Raw genomic sequence first — 18241 nt, 5'->3', positions numbered from 1 at the left:
TGAAACGAAAAAATCACCAGCAGCGAGAGCAATGCGCTTTTCATCGGGACACCTCCGGAATGGAGGCTAGCACGGTCAGCCCATCACCGCTAGGGCAGTGCGTCAGAAGTTTTGAGCCACCCTGTCGCGTTATCCCACGCTGTCAGCGTTGGGGCCTTTGCCGTCTGAAACCCAGGGTGGCGCCGCCGTCTCGCTGGCGCTCGCCGCGGCTGACCCTGGGCTGGCGAATCTGTCCCTGTCAGGGACAAGAACGGAGGGCCCTGGCTCAGAACTTATGACCGGCAGCACTAGCTGCCCATCGGTGGGAGCGGGCTACCTTGATGCCGAGTGAGACAATCCAGAAGGCTCTGCAAGCCTGCCTGGGAGTACGGGCCGAGATTGTCGGCCATCAGGTTCTAGCCAAGGCGTCTAGCTTCCCTATCGACACACTGCAAATCCAGCCAGCCTCTGGCGAGAGAGTCGAGGTGGTTTGCAAGCATCTTTCCAGGGACCGGATGTTGGAGGGGGCGGCGGGCGCTAAGCCGGGGTTTGTCGTGGATCCGCTGAGGGAGGCGGCGGTTTATCTGGATTTGTTGGCTCCATTGCAGGATGAATTGGGGACGGCGCGGTTTTATGGGTTTGAGGACGGCATTCTCTTTATCGAGCGCGTGCGGGGGGCGGAGTTGTATGAATGCGGGATCGAGTCCTGGCAAGAGGCCGCGAGGTGGCTGCGGCGCTTCCATGAGCATTTCGCCGACAACTGGTCGGGATCCGAGCATCTTGAGGAGAGATTGCTGAGCTATGACGCCGCCTGGTTTGAACGCTGGGCTGAGCGGGCGGGCCGGTTTCTCGAGGGGGAGTCGGCTGCGTTCGAGTCGGCGCGTGCGGGATTCTCGAAGCGGGTGGAGGAGATAGAGTCTTACCCGCAGGGGCTTGTTCATGGCGAGTTATACGCCTCGAACGTGCTGGCTGAGGATCGCCGCATCGTTCCCATCGACTGGGAGATGGCGGGGCGAGGGCCGCGGTGGCTGGACTTGGCCGCCCTCACCAGCGGGCCCTGGAAAGCAGACGAAATCACCCAAATCGAAGGCGCCTACGGCCTGGCCGACGCCGACCGGCCCAAAGTCGCCTTCCTGCGCCGCGCCCTGGCCTTGCAATGGCTGGGCTGGAGCCCCGACTGGAAGCCTCCCAAGGGCCAGCGCCAGAACTGGCTGGAAGTATTTCTGTCCGACGGCTAGTGCTGCCGGGGTCATAAATTCTGCGCCAGGGCCGTCGGTTTTTGTCCCTGACAGGGACAGATTCGCTAGCCCGGGGTCAGCCCCGGCGAGCGCTAGCGAGACGGCGGCGCCACCCTGGGTTTCAGACGGCAAAGGTCCGAACGCTGAAAGCGTGGAATAACGCGACAGGGTGGCTCAAAACTTCCGACGCACTGCGCTAGTCCGGTGCTTGGCTGAGTGGCCGGGAGCGGGTAAGCTGGCAGTGATGTTGGGTGCTTCACTGCGACCGGCCCTTGTCTTGTCGGCGGCTTTGCTGGCAACTCAGGCGGTGGCGGCGCAAGGTCAAGGTAGTGCGCGGGAACTTTACATGCGGGCCTGCGCCGCCTGCCATGGGGCGGACGGACGGGGGGCGCCGGCGGAGCAGGTGGGGTTCGATACGCCGCTGCCCGATTTCACCGACTGCGGCTTCGCCACCCGCGAGCCCGACGGCGACTGGCTGGCGGTGGCCCACCAGGGAGGGCCGACTCGGGCCTTTTCCGAACTCATGCCGGCCTTCGGGCAAGCCCTCACCATCGAGCAACTGCAGCGGACGCTCGATCACCTGCGCACGTTTTGCAGCAACGACGACTGGCCGCGGGGCGAATTGAATCTTCCCCGTGCCCTTTTCACCGAGAAGGCCTACCCCGAAGACGAAGCCGTCTACACCCTCGATCTCTCGCTGGAGGGGGAAGGCGCGGTGCTCAACGAAGTGGTCTACGAAAAGCGCTTCGGGGCCCGCAACCAATTCGAACTGGCGATTCCCTTCGGCTGGAACGAGCTGGGCTTGCCAGGAGCCGCAGGAACCGCCTGGAATGGCGGCGTGGGCGATGTCGCGCTGGGTGTTAAGCGCGCCATGTGGCATTCCTTCCAGAAAGGCTCGATCTTCAGCCTGACGGGAGAAGTCATCCTGCCCACCGGCGACGAGGACGACGGACTGGGCAAAGGCACGGCCGTCTTCGAGCCCTTCGCCTCCTACGGGCAGGTGCTGCCGTCCGGTTTTTTCATCCACGCCCAAGCCGGACTGGAATTGCCTTTCCACACCGACAAGGCCGAGCAGGAGGCCTTTTGGCGCTTCGTGCTGGGCCGCAGCATCGCCGCCGGCCGCTGGGGACGCACCTTCTCGCCTATGCTGGAGGTTCTGGCCGCCCGCGAACTGGAATCGGGCCAACCGGTCGACTGGGACCTGGTGCCGCAGGTGCAGATCACCCTCAACCAGCGCCAGCACGTCATGTTCAACATCGGCGTACGGCTGCCGGTGACCGATACCGACGTCCGCGAAACCCGCCTGGTCTTCTACATCCTTTGGGACTGGTTCGACGGCGGATTCCTGGAGGGGTGGTAGGCATGCGCATCTGGACACTGGCCCTGTTGCTGTTGGCATTGACCGGCTTATCCTCGCATGGCCGGACCGAGGAGTCCCCGGCCGAGAGAGATCAGCCGGCGGACGGGTTAAAAGCGGCGGCTCCGCAGATGTTCCTGACCTCTGACCGCTGCATGGCCTGCCACAACAACCTCACCAGCCCCGACGGCCAGGACGTCTCCATCGGTTCCGACTGGAGAGCCTCGATGATGGCCAACTCGGCCCGCGACCCCTACTGGCAGGCGGCGGTGCGGCGCGAGGTGCTGGACCATCCCTCGGCACAGGCGGCCATCGAGGACGAATGCGCCAAGTGCCATATGCCCATGTCGCGCACCCAGGCTCACGCCGACGGCCTGAAAGGGCAAATCTTCGCCCATCTGGCTCAAGACGGCTCCGGCGCTGCCGCCCTGGCCGCGGACGGCGTGTCCTGCACCGCCTGTCACCAGATCCTGGACGAGAACCTGGGGACCCGCGAGAGCTTTGCGGGCGGATACCTGATCGACCGGACGACTCCCCTGGGACAGCGTTGGATCTTCGGTCCTTTCGAGGTCGACGCCGGACGCCGCGCCATCATGAACTCGGCCTCCCGCTTTCAGCCTTTGCAGTCGGCCCACATCCAGAGTTCGGAGGTGTGCGCCACCTGCCACACCCTCTACACCCACACGCTGGACGAGGACGGCCAGGTGATCGGCGAGTTGCCCGAGCAGGTGCCCTATCAGGAATGGCAGCACAGCGCCTACCGCGATTCCCAGAGCTGCCAGTCCTGCCACATGCCTGTGGTGGAAGGCGAGATGCCCGTCAGCAGCGTCTGGGGAGAACCGCGCCAGGGCTTCTCACGCCATGTCTTCCGCGGAGGCAACTTCTTCATGCTGCGCATGCTGGGTCGTTACCGCGACCAACTGGGCGTGCAGGCCCTGTCCGGGGAACTGGAGACCGCGGCGCGGCGGACGGTCGAGCATCTCGAGACCTCTTCAGCGCGCCTGAGCCTGACCGACCTCCGGCTGCAGGGGAATCGCCTGCAAGCCCGCGTTCTGGTGGAAAACCTGGCCGGCCACAAGTTGCCCACCGCCTATCCGTCGCGGCGCGCCTGGTTGAGCGTGACGGTCTCGGACCGCCAGGGTGAGGCCGTCTTTCAGTCGGGAGCTTTCAAGGCCGACGGATCGATCGAGGGCAACGACAACGACGCCGACGGCAGCCGCTACGAACCCCACCACCAGCGCATCGAATCGGCCGATCAAGTGCAGATCTACGAGGCTGTGTTGGCCGATCCTCAAGGCAGGGTCACCACCGGCCTGCTGACCGCCATCCGCTATCTCAAAGACAACCGCCTCCTGCCTCGCGGATTCGACAAGTCGACGGCCCATGAAGACATCGCCGTCAAGGGCCTAGCCGTCGAGGACGCTGATTTCGAGGCCCCCGGCGACGAAGTGCTTTACAGCATCGCCGTCGACCCCCGGAGAGGACCCTTCAGCGTCCGCGCCGAACTCTGGTACCAGCCCATCGCCTACCGCTGGGCCCACAATCTGGCTGAACGCCGGGCCATGGAAACCGAGCGGTTTGTCGGGTATTACAGGTCGATGTCCGACAACTCGGCGGTGGTGCTGGCTCGTGATTCCATCAAGGTGCCTTAGGGCGCCACTTCGCACTTCGCATATCGCACCTCGCACTTGGATCGGCCCTCCTTCGCTGAAGCCATGGAGGGCAGGCCCCCCTTCGGGGAGCCTGGAGGGCCACGGGCCTCTGGTTCACTCGGCCCGTAGCGCGTGGACGGGGTCGGTGCGGGTGGCTCGGCGGGCGGGGTGCCAGCAGGCCAGGACCGCGACCACGATGAGACCGAAGGCTACCGCCGCCAAAGTGAGCGGGTCGCCCCGCCCGACGCCGTAGAGTTGGTTGCGCAGCAGGGCTGTCAGGGGAAAAGAGGCGGCCAGGCCCAGGACCAGTCCCAGGGCCACTGGAATCAGTCCGTTGCGGAAGACCCAGGCGGCGATGCGCGAGGGGGCGGCGCCCAGGGCCATGCGGATGCCGATTTCCGGGATGCGTCGTCCCACCGTAAAGCTGACCACGCCGAAGAGTCCGACGCCGGAGAGAAGCAGGGCCAGCGCGGCGAAGCTGGCCAGCAGCCTGACCACCGAACGGCGCAGCCCCACCGAGGCGGCGATGTCCTGCTTGACTTCGCGGATCTGGAAGACGGGAATCTGAGGATCGATGCGGCGCAGCGTCTCGCGCAGTTGGGCGCGGGTGCCGTCGAGCATGCCCGGCGACGAGCGGACGATGAGCTGGACGAAGCGCCAGTCCCACACCAGTTGCTCGCGCAGCAGGAAGACGGCGGGACGGGTTTCCTGGTCGAGTCCCTGGTTGCGGACGTCGCCCACCACCCCCACGATGCGCATCCAGGGCATGAATCCAACCGGTCCCAGCGAGATGTGGGTGTTGAAGGGATCGTGATTCTGATCTTGCAGATAGCGCTTGAAGAAGGCCTCGTTGACCACGGCCACGGGCGGGGCATCGGCCCGGTCTTGCGGCTCGAAATCGCGTCCGCGCTTGACGCTCATCCCCAGGGTGCGGAAGAGGTCGCGTTGCGCCACCCGGTAGTAGACCGAGGGAGGCGACTGGCCCTCGCCGTGAGGACGCTCGCGGACTTGCAGCCAGGCGCTGTTGCCGCCCCCGGAAAGGGGCAGGACGGAGCTGTAGCTGGCGGCGGTGACGCCGGGCAGGGCCCGCGACTCTTCCACCACGCGCTGGAAATAGCTGTTGACATGGCTCCTCTCGGGATAGCGGTAGTCGGGAACGTAGAGGCTGACGGCCAGCAATCCCTCGGCTTCATAGCCGGGGTGCTGGGACACCACCTGGCGGAAGCTGCGCAGGGTCAGTCCGGCGGCGATCAGCAGCACCACGGAGAGCGCTACCTCGGCCACCACCAGTCCGCGCTGGAAGCGGCTGGCCGACTGTCCGCCGGCGCTGGTGCGTCCGCCGGCCAGGGCCGAAGCGGGGTCCTGGCGGGAAATGCGCAGGGCCGGCAGGATGCCGAAGAAGACACCAGCCGCCAGCGAGATGGCCAGCGAGAAGAGCAGCACGCGCGGGTCGATGGCGACCTCGTCCAGGCGCGGCATGTCGGCGGGCGCCAGTGCTTTGACCGCGTCCAGGCCCAGCCAGGCCAGCAGGACGCCGGCGGCGCCTCCAGCGGCGGCCAGTGCGAGGCTTTCCAGCAGGCTTTGCCAGAGGGTCTGCAGGCGTCCGGCGCCCAGCGCTTTGCGCACGGCCATTTCGCGCGTCCGCCCCATGTTGCGCACCAGCATCAGGTTGGCCAGGTTGACGCAGGCCACCAGCAGCACCGCTCCCACCGCCAGCCACAACAGGACCAGCGAGTCGCGGACATCGGATACCAGCACCTCCTGCAAGGGCATCAGCCGGATGCCGGAGTCGCCGTTGCTGACGGGATGCTCCTGGCGCATGCGTGCCGCCAATGACTGGTACTCGGCCTCCAGGCGCTGGCGTGCGCCGGGCGAGTCGGGCAGGCGCAGCAGAGCGCGCAAGAAGTACTCGCTGCGGTTTTCCGCCGAACCCGGAGAGAGCTGCACGGGCAGCCAGGCCTCGATGCGGGCGAAGGGGAAGTAGAAGCCGGCGGGCATCACGCCCAGCACGGCATGAGGACGTCCGCTCAGGCGCAGCTCCTGACCCACCGCCTGCTCGGGAGAGTCGTAGAGGCGCTGGGCCAGGTCGTGGGAAAGCACGATGACCCCCGCACGGCCGTCTTCCGGGGCTCCTTCTTCGCCGACGTTGACCTGGCGGCCCTCCTCGGAGGTCCAGGTGCGTCCGTGGGCGGGCTTCACCCCCAGCACGCCCAGCAGGTCGCCCAAGGCCAGGACGGTGCGGATGCTCTCGGGTTCGCTGCCTTCGGCCTGCAAGTCGAAGTTGGAGTAGAAATAGGCCGCCATCGACTCGTAGCCGCTGACCTGATCGCGCCAGTCGAGGTAGTCGGCGGGAGTGGCGGAGTTGATGCGCTCGAAGTCCTCAAGATCGTGAAACCAGACCGTCATCAGGCGGTCGGAGTCGAAATAGGGCAGCGAGCGCAGGATGACCTGGTCGATGAGGCTGAAAATGGCCGTGTTGGCTCCGATGCCCAGGGCCAGGGTGATCACGGCCAGGGCTGTAAATCCGGGACGCTTGGCCAAGCCGCGCAGGGTTCGTTTCAGGTCGACGGGAAGGGTCTTGAGCATATTCCACCTCGTTCGTCGGCGGACACGTCCCTGGCGGGGGCGTTTGAAGCGCAGGTGCAGGGCTTGAAGCAGCAGCGAACGGTATTCGCGGGTCCAGAAGAGCAGGCGGCGCCGGAATGAGCGTCCGCGTACCTCGTGGGCGCGCTGACTGAGAGTCTCCAGCACCTCGCGGGCATATTCGCTGCGGAATTCTGGCGGGAAGAGGCTGATTAGCCGCTTGGCCAATCTGAGCGGTTTTTTCGGGGCGTGCTTAGTTCGGTTCATCACTCGGCCCTTAGGGCCTGCACGGGGTCGGTCCGGGTGGCGCGGCGGGCGGGATGCCAGCAGGCCAGGGCGGCTACCAAGAGCAGTCCCAGGGCAACCGCCGAGAGGGTCAGGGGGTCGCCGGCCTGGACTCCGTAGAGTTGGTTGCTGAGCAGGTTGCTGACCGGGAACGATGCAGCCAATCCCAGCACCAGGCCGGTCAGCACCGGGATCAGTCCGTTGCGCAGAACCCAGCCTCCGATGCGCGAAGGGGCCGCGCCCAGCGCCATGCGGATGCCGATCTCCGGTATGCGCCGTCCAACCGTGAAGCTGACCACGCCGAAAAGTCCGACGCCCGAGAGGACCAGCGCCAGCAACGCGAAAGCCGTCAGCAGTTGCATAATGGCGCGGCGCAGTCCCTCCGAGTGAGCAATGTCCTGTTCTACCCGGCGGATGCGGTCAACGGGAAGCTGGGGATCGATGCGGCGCAGCAGGTCGCGCAGTTGGGAGATTGTGCTGTCAACGGTTGCGGGATCCGAGCGTACGATCAATTGGCTCCAGCGCCAAGGCCATTCGATCTGTTGGCGCAGCCGAAATACGGCCGGACGCGGGGGCTGGTCCAGGGCCTCGTTGCGCACGTTGCCGACGACTCCCACCACGCGGCTCCATGGCATCCCTCCGCTCGGTCCCAATGAGATGTGGACGTTGAGGGGATCCAAGTCGGACAGATAGCGGTCCACGAGAGCTTGGTTGACCACTACCACCGGGGGACTGTCGAGCCCATCGCTTTCCTGCAGGGCGCGTCCTTGCAGGAGCGGCATCCGGAGGGTGCGGAACAGGTCGTGGCCTACGATGCGGAAGCGGACGAAATCCGGCGTCTGGCTCTCTGCGATCGGCTTTTCCTTGATGCGCAGCCAGGCGCTGTTGCCTCCTCCCGACAGCGGCAGGACGGAACTGTGGCTGACCGACTCCACGCCCGGCAAGGCCTGCCCGCCTTCCACCAATCGCCGGAAGAAAGCGTCTACGTCGGAGCGCTCCGGATAACGGTAGGAGGGGGCGTAGACACGCACCGCCAGCAGGCCTTGGGAGTCGTAGCCGGGCGATTCCCGCATCACCTCGAGGAAACTTCGCAGACTCAATCCGGCGGCGATCAGCAGCACCACGGAGAGCGCTACCTCGGCCACCACCAGTCCGCGCTGGAAGCGGCTGGCCGAGCGTCCGCCCGCCAGGCCGCGTCCGCCCTGCTGCAGCGCTCCCGCGGGATCCAGCCGGGCGATGCGCAGGGCAGGGATGATTCCGAAAAGGACGCCCGCCGCCAAGGAGAGGGCGAAGCTGAAAAGCAACACGCGCGGATCGATCGCGACCTGATCCAGCCGCGGCAAGCCGCTGGGGGCCAGGCTTTTGACGGCGTCCAGGCTCAGCAGCGCCAGGACCGCGCCCGCCGCCCCGCCGCCGAGGGCCACAAACAGGCTTTCCAGCAGGCTCTGCCAGAGAGTTTGCATCCGTCCGGCTCCCAGAGCTTTGCGGACCGCCATTTCGCGACTCCGGCCCATGTTGCGCACCAGCATCAGGTTGGCCAGGTTGACGCAGGCTACCAGGAGCACCAGCCCCACCGCCGCCCACAACATCATCAGCGAGTCCTTGACTTCGCCCACCAACTGTTCTTGCAGCGGAACCAGTCGAATGCCGAAATCGCTGTTGCTCTGGGGGTGCTCCTGGCGCAGGCGGGCGGCCAAGGCGTCGAATTCCGCCTGCAAGCGCTGGCGGGACCCTCCTCGGTCGGGGAGGCGGAGCAGGGTCCGCAGCAAGTACTCGGTGCGGTTGGCCCAGGACTGCGGTGTCAGTTGGACGGGCAGCCAGGCTTCGATCTCGGGGGTGGGGAAGTAGAAACCGGGAGGCATCACTCCGATCACCGTATGAAGTTGTCCGCTCAGCCCCACTTCCTTCCCCACCGCCTTGCGCGGATCGCCGAAGAGCCGACGGCTGAGCGCGTCGGAAAGCACTGCCACGCCCGGGCGCTCGTCGCTCGATCCCACAATGGCTTGCTGCGTCCCCTCGCCGGGCTGCCAGGCACGCCCGTGGGCCGGCGGAACGCCCAGAAGTCCCAGCAGGTCTCCCACCGCCAGGACCACATCGATGCTCTCCGCTTCGCCGCCCTCGGCGTAGAGATCGCGTCCGCTGAAGTAATAGCCTGCCATGGGCGTGCTGGAACCCGCCATCTGGCGCCAGTCCGCATGGTCGGCCGGGGTGGCGACCGTAGTGTTTTGGGGATCGTCCAACTCATAGTAATAAACCAGCGAGAGTCGGTCCGAGTCGGGGTAGGGAAGCGGGCGAAGCACGATCTGATCGACCAGGCTGAAGATAACGGTATTGGCCCCCATGCCCAGCGCCAGCGTTACAACGGCTACCGCGGAAAAGGACGGCCGACGGGCCAGACCGCGCAGAGTCCGTTTCAAATCTGCAGGAAGAGTCTTCAACATGTTCCACCTCGTCTGAGGGCGGACACGTCCCTGGCGGGGGCGGTTGAAGCGCAGTTGCAAGGCTAGAGCGAGCAGCGCCCGGCACTCGCGGACCCAGAACATCGCGCGGCGGGGGAGGCTGGCGTCCTGCATTTCCCCGGCGCGCTGCCGCAGAGTTTCCACGACTTCGCGGGAATATTCGCGGCGAAAGGCGGACGGAAACAGCCCGACGATCCAGCGGGCCGGACTCGGCAGCGCTTTCCTCCCTCCGGACAGGTCCCTCACTGGGCCTCCTCGGGGAGCACGTTCTTGCTGCGGGCTGCCGACACCAGCGATTCCAGGCGGCGGCTTTCGGCCCTCAGCACTTCGCGTCCCAACTCGGTGAGGCAATAATAGCGGCGTCGCGAATCGGCCTCTTCGGGCGCGCTGGCGGTCTCGATCAGCCCCTCGTCGCGCATGCGTTTGATGGCGGCATAAAGGGTCCCGGCCTCCAACTGCGTCCGGCCGTCGCTGCGCCGCTCCACTTCTTTGATAATGCCGTACCCGTGACAGGCGTCCTCGGCCAGGGCCAAAAGCACGTCATAAGTCAGCGCCGTCAACGGCAACCACCGCTCCGTTCCACCTTGCATGGCCCAGAACTATAGCACCAATCCATATAGTGATCAACCCTATATATTGGTCAGTGGCCTCTACCCGATCGGACATAACGTACGGGACGCGTTTTCCTTTTGATCTCATTTTCGTCGACGGCCTGCTTCAGCCACACACGCAGTTGACCCTTCTGAACGTTTAGCTCCTGAGCCAACTCGTCTTCGCTAGCGGGTTCTCGGAGCCTGGAGAGAATGAGGGGAAGAACAGCCCTATACACCGTCCCGGGTCTTGAATTCCTGCTGGTCTGAATTTCGAATCTCTAATTTTCTCGAAGGGCTGCGTAAAGTTCAAGAGACGCCGCCGCTCTGGCTTGATGACTGGATCGGGGCTTTTGGAAGAAAGCAAAGTTAGTTATGCCCCAGACGAAGTAGCCGATTTCACTACGCGTCGATGCCGAGGTACTGGAGTGGTATTGTGCCCAGGGCCGAGGCTATCAATCTCTCATGAACGCCGTGCTCCGGTCCTACATGGATGCCACGAAGAGAAGTCGCGGCTCCGGTCGTTAGTGCTCAATCGGAAACCAGGCCGGGCCTAAGCTTTTTCCACCACTAGGCGCAGGGATTCGTTGCCGGCTTTGGCTTCGATTCCGCCTTTGAGTTGGGGGTCGCGGTCGATGGTTAGGGCCAGGAGTTCTTGTTTGAGCCACTCGAGGTGGGTTTGGATGGCTTTCTGGACGCGGCCGTCGGCCTGGTAGCGGACGTGGATGCGGTCGGCTACGTTGAGGTCGAGAGCCTTGCGCTGGTCCTGGGCGGCGCGGTTGACGTCGCGGGCCAGGCCTTCCAGCTCGAGTTCGGGGGTGACGGTGGTGTCGAGGGCGGCGAAGGCGCCCTGCTCGGAGAGGAAGGTCAGGTGGGCCGGCCCCTCCAGGAGCATCTCCACGTCGGACTTGTCCAGCTCGATTTCAGAGCCGTCGTCAACCTCGAAGGTATAGGACTCGCCGCGCTCGAAAGCCGACTGCAGCTCGCCGGGATCGACCTGGGCCAGGAATGAGGCGATGGCCTTCATGTGGCGTCCGTAGCGGGGCCCCAGGGTCTTGAAGTTGGGCTTGACCGAGGCCGAGACCAGTTCCTTCTCGTCGGGGATGACCTGGATCTCCTTGAGATTGCACTCGTCCTTGATCTGGGAGGCGAAATGCTCGTCTGTCAGCACCTGGGCGTCGAACTTGTCGCGCGGACGCACGATCAGCGTCCCCAGCGGCTGGCGGATCTTGACCTTGGCCTGAGCCCGCAGCTTGAGGGCCTGTTCTTTGGTGCGGATGACGCAGTCGATGCGCCTTTCCAGCTCTTCGTCGAGCAGGCTCTGGTCGGCTTGCGGATAGTCGCGCAGATGCACCGACTCGGGGGCCTTTTCGTCCACCGAGCGCACCAGGTTCTGGTAGATCTCCTCGCTCAGGAAGGGCAGGATGGGGGCCAGCACGCGGGTCAGCGTTTCCAGCACGGTAAAGAGCGTGGTGTAGGCGGCTTGCTTGTCCTGGTCGCTTTCCGGCTTCCAGAAGCGGCGGCGCGAACGGCGCAGGTACCAGTTGGAGAATTCGTCCTCGAACTGCTCCATTTTGCGCATGAAGCGGTAGACGGAAAAGTCTGCGAAAGCCTCGTGGGCGTCCTGGATGAGGTTTTGCAGGCGGCTCAGGATCCAGCGGTCGAGTTCGCCCAGGCCGGACGTGTCGAGAGGGGCGTCAAGGCGGTCGGGACGCCACTCGTCCACCGAGGCGTAGGTAATGAAGAAGCTGTAGCAGTTCCACAGGGTGAGCAGGCGGCGGCGCACTTCTGCGTCCAGCGTCCCCTTGCCCGACCCGGGCGCGTGCAGGTCGGGGAAGTTGAGGTTGGTGACGGGATTCTGCTCGGCGTAGATGTAGCGCATCACCTCGGCGCCCAGCACCTCGGCGGCTTCGTCGAAGGCGATGGCGTTGCCGGCGCTTTTGTGCATTTCCTCGCCGCGGGCGTCGCGCACCAGCGCGTGTCCCAGCAGCGTTTTGAAGGGCCGTCGCCCGGTCATCATGGCGCTCATGGCCAGCATGGCGTAGAACCAGTTGCGGAACTGCCCGGGAAAGCTTTCCACCACGAAGTCGGCGGGAAACCAGTTCTCCCAGTACTCGCGGTCGGTGTTGTAGCGCATGGTGGAGTAGGGGACGATTCCGGCGTCCAGCCAGGGGTTGCCTACGTCCTTGATGCGCGAGGCTGCCTGGCCGCACTCTTCGCACTTGATCTTGACCTCGTCGATCCAGGGACGGTGGGGCGTGTGGCCCTCGAACTTCTCCCAGCCTTCCACCGCGCGGTCTTTCAGTTCGCGGCGTCCGCCGATGACATCGAACCAGCCGCAGTCGTCGCAGGTCCAGATGGGAAGGGCCAGTCCCCAGAAGCGTTTCTTGGAGATCATCCAGTCGCCCATGTTCTTGAGCCAGTCCTGTTCGCGGGCTTCCCCGTCGGGGGGGATCCAGCGGATCTGGCCCACGATCTTCTGAATGCGGTCGCGCCAGTCCATGCGGATGTACCACTCGTCCACCAGGCGGAAGACCAGTTCCTGCTTGCAGCGCCAGCAGTGGGGGTAGACGTGGGGGTAGGCTTCTTTCGACACCAGCAGTCCGCGCTCGCGCAGGTCTTGCACGATGTCGTCGGCCACGGTCAGCACCATGCGTCCGCTGAGTTCGCCGAAGCCCTCCAGGTAGTGTCCCGAGGCATCCAGGGGGGCTATGGCGGGCAGGCCGTGCTCCAGTCCGAGTCCGTAGTCCTCCGACCCGCAGCCGGGGGCGATATGGACGATGCCGGTTCCTTCGGCCCCGCTGACCTCCTTCCAGGGAATCACGCGGTGAGACTCGACGGCGGTCTTGTCGATCTCCTGCACGTCGCTGGCATAGGGATTGAGGCCGCCGGGGCGCTGTTGGGCCTGGTAGTGGTCGAAAGGGCCGTCGAATTCCAGTCCGATCAGTTCCTGGCCCTTGAGCTCGCCCAGGACCTTCATTTGGCCCGAGCCTTTGAGCATGCTCTCCAGCGTCTGCATCTTCTCGCTGACCCGCTTGCCGGCCACTTCCAGGTTCTGGACGCGCTCGTTGCTGAAGTTCTCTTTGCCCAGGTAATAGGTCCAGTCGTCGTGGCGCACCCTGAGGTAGGTCATGTCGGGATTGACGGCGGCGGCCACGTTGGAGGTCAGCGTCCAGGGCGTGGTGGTCCACACGAGCAGGGCTTCCTTGTCGCGTCCCCGCAGGGGGAAGCGCACGAAGACAGCGGTGTGCTTGACGATCTTGCGTCCTTCGGTGACCTCCATCTGGGAGAGTCCGGTGCCGCAGCGGCAGCACCAGGGCATGCCGTCGGCTCCGCGGTAGATGAATCCTTCCGAGTGGCACTTCTTGAGGAAGGACCAGATGGTGTAATTGTTTTCGTCGGAAAAAGTGAAGTAGCTGCCGCCGTACTCGGCCGATCCCAGCTTGGCCACGATCTCCTCGGCGGGAGCGGTGACCTCCTTGCCCGAAGGCAGGGTGACGGTGACTTGCTGATTGCCCTCGTGCAGCGCCTGGCGCAGCTTGCGCAGGGTGTCGGGATCGTCCCAGTCGGTCCAGTAGCCCAGGCGGACGGACTGCTCGGTCTGCTTGGCGGCGTACTTGAGCACCCGTTCCTTGCAGTCGCGCACGAACTTGTCGATGCCGTAGTCGAGGATGTCCTGGGTGTTTTGAAAGCCGTGTTCCTTCTCGACCTCGACCTCCACCCACAGACCCTGGCAGTCGAAGCCGTTCTGGTAGCGCTGGTCGTAGCCGTTCATGGCGTGGTAGCGCTGGAACATGTCCTTGTAGGAGCGTCCCCAGGCGTGGTGCACGCCCATGGGATTGTTGGCGGTAATGGGTCCGTCGAGGAAGTTCCAGCGCGGCTTGCCCCGGTTCTTTTCGCGCAGCTTTTCAAAGGCCTGGATCTGGCGCCAGAAATCGAGCAGCCGGCGCTCCATTTCGGGGAAGTCCGGCATCTTGGGAACAGGCTTGTACATGACCGCGGCAGAATACCACGAACCCCCGCTGCCAGATCGGCCTGTCTTCGCCGCGTTCCCTCAAGGATTAGTGAGGGGGGACGGCTTGATCTCGAATATATGAACCTTTAAGGTCTATTCGTCCATCATAATAGAAACGATCAAATCTGTTGGTTCGTTCCCCCTCGATGAGAGTTATAGTTGCGAACAACAGCCAAACAAGGAGTACGTCAACATGCGTACGTCCAAGGTCCGCCTCGCAATACTCGCCGCCTTCGCCACAGCAGCCATTGCCTTCGGTTTTCTCCAGCTTCCAACGGCACAAGGCCAGGAAGGCTCGCGCTTCGAGATGCACAGTCCGTTTCTCGTGCTCGGGCCCGGCTACGAGACGACGGTTGCCCTCAACAACTCAATCGCCTCCGATATTCCCTTTAGGTTGGAGGTCTTCGACGCCGGTGGTGAGCAAATCGCCTCAAGCGAGCATACGGCAGAGGGCAACGGCGTCGCCCGGATTCCTCTGGATCCGTTACTTCCCCGGCACTTCAGGGGAGCCGGCTATGTTGTCTTAAGCTGTCCTCGGGAGTTCTTGGGGCGTCTGCCCGCCCAGATCGTTCAGATTAACGCGAGACGTGGAACGGCGATCAGCTCCTTGTTCGTCGGTGGAAACTCCGGGGCTCGCCGGGACCGGCGGGCGCCTTTCTGGCTGCCGACTCCGCCCTCCGACGCGCACATCCTCTTGCTGAATCGTAGCTCGGAGGTTGTGAACGCTACTCTTAGCGTCCGCAGCGAGTCCAAGACTGCGGAGCGCTCGTTGACTCTTGAACCTGGTCAACTCCGCAGGCTGGGTTTGCGCAAAGCGGCGGGGCTTCATGGCAAAGAGCGCTTCGGCGCGCTCAGAATCGCACATTCGGGCGGTCATGGCGACTTGATCGTGCGCGGATTCGTCTTGGACGAATCGCGCGGCTTCTCCAGCCAGCTCGACTTCGTTGCAACACCCCCTGAGCTGGAAGAGTCAGATATGTCTGGTTGGAGCGCGCTGAGCATTCCGGCTCTTCGCGTCGGCAAGTCTCGCCAGGGCAAACACTTCTCGCCTTTTCTGGTCCTCTCCAACGAGATGCCCTTCCCGGTCACCGTCCGGGCGAATGCGCATGTGAGCGAACCGCTGCCGGTGGCTGCGGGCTCGAAGGTACCGATGTTCGACGACCTGTTGCTCGGTCCCCACGAGGCCACGGTCCTGAGTCTGGCGGACAGTTTCTGGGACGCGCTGGGCCGGGAGTTCGGCAGTCGGGAGATGATCCACGGTGGTTTGGAACTGGAATACGGTGGTCCGCCTGGAGCGGTCACCGCCTCGCTCTTGAGCGTGGATGAAGACTTTGGCAATGTCCACCAGTCAAAGGCGGTGTGGCCTTCCGACCTCAACCTGGGCTACAGCTACCCCATGCTGCTGCAAGGCGGCTGGACGACAAAGGTGTACCTGACCAACCGCACTTCGGAACGGGTCGTATTCTGCCTGTTCATCCATTCCGAAGGGGAGTCGTACACCTACGCGGGCGTCAAGTGGCTGGAGCCCTTCGAGTTCAGGATGGTCGACGTCGGCCTGCTGCAGGCCCAGCAGATCCCGGACGAGTTCGGCCGGGTGCTGCCTCTGACGGCCGAGGCGGGCCAGATCAAGCTGCTTGTCCACAGCGAGGACCCGTCCAGCGTCAGCGGTCAGGCCGTGTTGGAGAACCGCGCGCTGGGTGTCTCGATGCCGGCGGGGTGTCCAGTGTGCCCCGCTTCTTCGGAGAACCTTTTCTTGCTGACAAGCCTGGCTGGCGTCCCCAACGCTTTCGGCACTTCCGCCTTGTACATCGGGGATGCCGGTCTTGAATCCCGTATCTACGCCGTGGAAACCTTCGATGACTCCAACTGGAAGGACGTCTCGGGTTTCGCCGGCTACAACAGCTCGGACGACGACGTGGCCTCGGTGGACAAGGATTTCCTGCGCGCCGACGTCGAGTTCCACTCAGCGGGTGAGGCCGATATTGGCGCCTCCTTCCTGGGGACGGGATGGTTGCCCCCCACCCTCTGCGAGTTCCTGCCCTCTGGCGGCATGAACTGCTCCTGCACGGAGACCGCCAAGCCGCTCTCGGTTCCGGGGAGCAGTTCGTCGGGCTTTTTCAGCCCGGAAGCCGAGGTGCAGGTTATACCCTGCACGGTCAGCCGCGTCGAATACATGGATCCCGACTCGGGATGGACGAGTGCGCCTTCGACCCTGTTTGTGCACAAGGGGACTCAGGTCGACTTCCGGGCCATTCGCGCGGAACCGGCCGGTTGGCCTGGCGGCAAGCCGACCTGGGGCGGTACGGCTGGCGCCTCGGGCAGCGGCCCCAGCCAGATGATCACCCTCAATGCAAACGGAGACAAAACAGTGACCGCCTCCTGCGACAACACGGTGACCGCCAACCTGAAAGTCTACGATCTGGAGGGAATGCTCACTCCGGTAGACAATTTCCAGGGTCGAAGCATCATGAAGTATGGAATCATGGAACAGGTCGATTTGAGTTTCAGCACGACGCCGGCTGATGTAACTGCCAGTCAAATCGGTGGGCTTCAATGGAAGAAAACTTCCGGTGCCGGGGCTCTTACAAACCAACAAGACGGCACTAGCAGGTATACAGCACCTGACACAGCAGACTCGAACCTAGAACTCAAGCTTGAAATTCTGGCAGGTCCATCTAAGGGCCGCGGCCCCACTTTCGATCGAACGGTCGTTGTCCCGAGCGGGGCGTACTTGAAACAGACGCCCGGAACGGGCATCCGGCATACCATGGGCAAGGCTGGCGTGGGATTCGCAGGGACGCCTTACCTTGAGCCGAAGGATGTCTCGTTCGCCGAAATCCAGGTGCGCGAGGGACAGGCGACGGCCGATGCGACCGGCTTTCTCTCGGCGGACGATAACAAGGAACATCCACCATCGGCGGCGAGAATGGTGGGATCTTGTACAGTCCAGAACGGCTGCCAAGTGGAAACGACGGACTTCGTGGACAGTGGGGACTGGAGTCCTAACTTGCCTCCTGAGCCCTGGTCCGCGGGCACATTTACCTGGGAGATCCCATTGGAGTATCGAAATTCCCAAGACAACTGGGTCGAGTTTGCCACCTGGACCCATTTGGCGACGATCGACAGCAACGGGAAGATGACGATCTCTAAGGGGGGACTTAGCTTTTCGCGAAACTGGTTTGATCCGACATCGAGCTTTTGACGCGAACTACAGGAGAGAAATGCCAAATGAGGAGATTCTTGATCATCGCATCCGCTTGCCTGCTCCTAGGCGACACAGCCAATGCCTGGGAGTGGCCGGCGCAAGTCAGAGTGGACTACCGGGAACTGGGTGAGTTGGGCAAAGCGGGAGAGTTTTCCGCAATGGAAAAAGCCATCCTCTCAAGTCTGCCGAAATGGGAGGCCTTAGGCGGCCCGTGGTACGGCCATCTAATGTTGAGAGCTGTTCAGCGACTCGCCACTGACGAGTTTGACGAGAGCGAGAAGGTCAAGCCCCTGGCGATGGAACTCGCCAGAAGGGCGCTCCGGAGACCCGGCAACCTCTGTATAGAGGACCAAGTGGACTTGACCCTTTCGCTTCAAATGAGCCTGATCAAGCCTTGGCGGCAGGAGGACTGGGTGCAGAAGAGGGGGTCAGACGCCCGATTGTGGCTGGAGACGTGGAAGCGCCTGGACGAGGTCATCGACCCGGACTGGGTGCCTGAGAAAACCTATTGGAACATGGCTCCGCCAGGCATGCCTTCAGCGACACAGCCGGAGGACATCGAAGACCCAGGACTCCGGGCCAAGTTCGAGGCCGCCCTTGCGGAAAACGAAAGGAAGGCCCAACGCAACTCAGAACAGATGCGAACCCGGCGGCTTATGAAATCATTCCATCCCTGGGCCAAGCGTTACCTCACCAAGCTCTACTCCCACCCGCCGTACGCCGTTGACGAGCTGGAGCAACTGCTGAAGGAATACGTGGCGGACGAGCAGGCTCGTTCCGAAATCCTCTCTTCGGTGACCTCCGCGATGGAAGCCAATCGATGATGAGCCATTACGCAGGTCCAATCCGCCCATGACTTCTGGTCTGTGCCCGGCGAA

The 18241-nt window shown here is 63.8% G+C and carries 10 protein-coding genes; 6 read left to right on the top strand and 4 right to left on the bottom strand.

Annotated features, from left to right (window positions below):
• Nucleotides 1-320 precede the first annotated feature (320 nt).
• The 3 genes from VLU25_09740 to VLU25_09730 all read left to right on the top strand — a co-directional run bounded on the left by VLU25_09740 (nucleotide 321) and on the right by VLU25_09730 (nucleotide 4226).
• On the top strand, nucleotides 321-1217 hold the full coding sequence (locus tag VLU25_09740) for a phosphotransferase (protein HSR68212.1): 897 nt from the start codon (nucleotides 321-323) through the stop codon (nucleotides 1215-1217).
• Nucleotides 1218-1461: 244 nt separating this feature from the next.
• Nucleotides 1462-2577 carry a transporter gene (locus VLU25_09735; GenBank protein ID HSR68211.1) on the top strand — a complete coding sequence of 372 codons (1116 nt, stop codon included), beginning with the start codon at nucleotides 1462-1464 and terminating at the stop codon, nucleotides 2575-2577.
• A gap of 2 nt (nucleotides 2578-2579) precedes the next feature.
• Entirely contained in the window at nucleotides 2580-4226 is a 1647-nt protein-coding gene (locus VLU25_09730) for a hypothetical protein (protein ID HSR68210.1), read from the top strand.
• A gap of 114 nt (nucleotides 4227-4340) precedes the next feature.
• Here VLU25_09730 and VLU25_09725 read toward each other — a convergent pair whose 3' ends face one another.
• The 3 genes from VLU25_09725 to VLU25_09715 are packed head-to-tail and all read right to left on the bottom strand — an operon-like array spanning nucleotide 4341 to nucleotide 10143.
• Nucleotides 4341-7037: an ABC transporter permease gene (locus VLU25_09725; protein ID HSR68209.1), complete on the bottom strand. Its 2697-nt coding sequence runs from the start codon at nucleotides 7035-7037 to the stop codon at nucleotides 4341-4343.
• 38 nt (nucleotides 7038-7075) lie between these two features.
• Complete coding sequence (locus VLU25_09720) at nucleotides 7076-9799, bottom strand: ABC transporter permease (GenBank protein ID HSR68208.1); 2724 nt, start codon at nucleotides 9797-9799, stop codon at nucleotides 7076-7078.
• Nucleotides 9796-10143: a PadR family transcriptional regulator gene (locus VLU25_09715; GenBank protein HSR68207.1), complete on the bottom strand. Its 348-nt coding sequence runs from the start codon at nucleotides 10141-10143 to the stop codon at nucleotides 9796-9798. The genes VLU25_09720 and VLU25_09715 overlap by 4 nt, the downstream gene beginning before the upstream one ends.
• Before the next feature lie 396 nt (nucleotides 10144-10539).
• On the opposite strand from VLU25_09715, the gene VLU25_09710 reads away from it, so the two are divergent.
• Nucleotides 10540-10671, top strand: a complete 132-nt coding sequence (locus VLU25_09710; protein HSR68206.1) for a BrnA antitoxin family protein — start codon at nucleotides 10540-10542, stop codon at nucleotides 10669-10671.
• Between the two features lie 25 nt (nucleotides 10672-10696).
• Here the strand turns inward: VLU25_09710 and VLU25_09705 are convergent, their stop codons facing one another.
• On the bottom strand, nucleotides 10697-14137 hold the full coding sequence (locus tag VLU25_09705) for a class I tRNA ligase family protein (GenBank protein HSR68205.1): 3441 nt from the start codon (nucleotides 14135-14137) through the stop codon (nucleotides 10697-10699).
• Nucleotides 14138-14351: 214 nt separating this feature from the next.
• On the opposite strand from VLU25_09705, the gene VLU25_09700 reads away from it, so the two are divergent.
• Together VLU25_09700 and VLU25_09695 are read left to right on the top strand one after the other, a co-directional pair.
• Nucleotides 14352-17360, top strand: coding sequence for a hypothetical protein (locus tag VLU25_09700; GenBank protein ID HSR68204.1), 3009 nt, complete (start codon nucleotides 14352-14354; stop codon nucleotides 17358-17360).
• A 26-nt stretch (nucleotides 17361-17386) separates the two neighbouring features.
• The gene (locus tag VLU25_09695) at nucleotides 17387-18187 is read left to right on the top strand and encodes a hypothetical protein (GenBank protein HSR68203.1); all 801 of its coding nucleotides are present in this window, start codon (nucleotides 17387-17389) and stop codon (nucleotides 18185-18187) included.
• The last annotated feature ends 54 nt before the right edge of the window (nucleotides 18188-18241 follow it).

It is taken from the genome of Acidobacteriota bacterium (genome assembly GCA_035471785.1).
Classification (GTDB): Bacteria; Acidobacteriota; UBA6911; order RPQK01; family DATIPO01; genus JANQFM01.
Note: the sequence above shows the minus strand (reverse complement) of the source record. Positions and strands in the feature narration are given on the sequence as shown.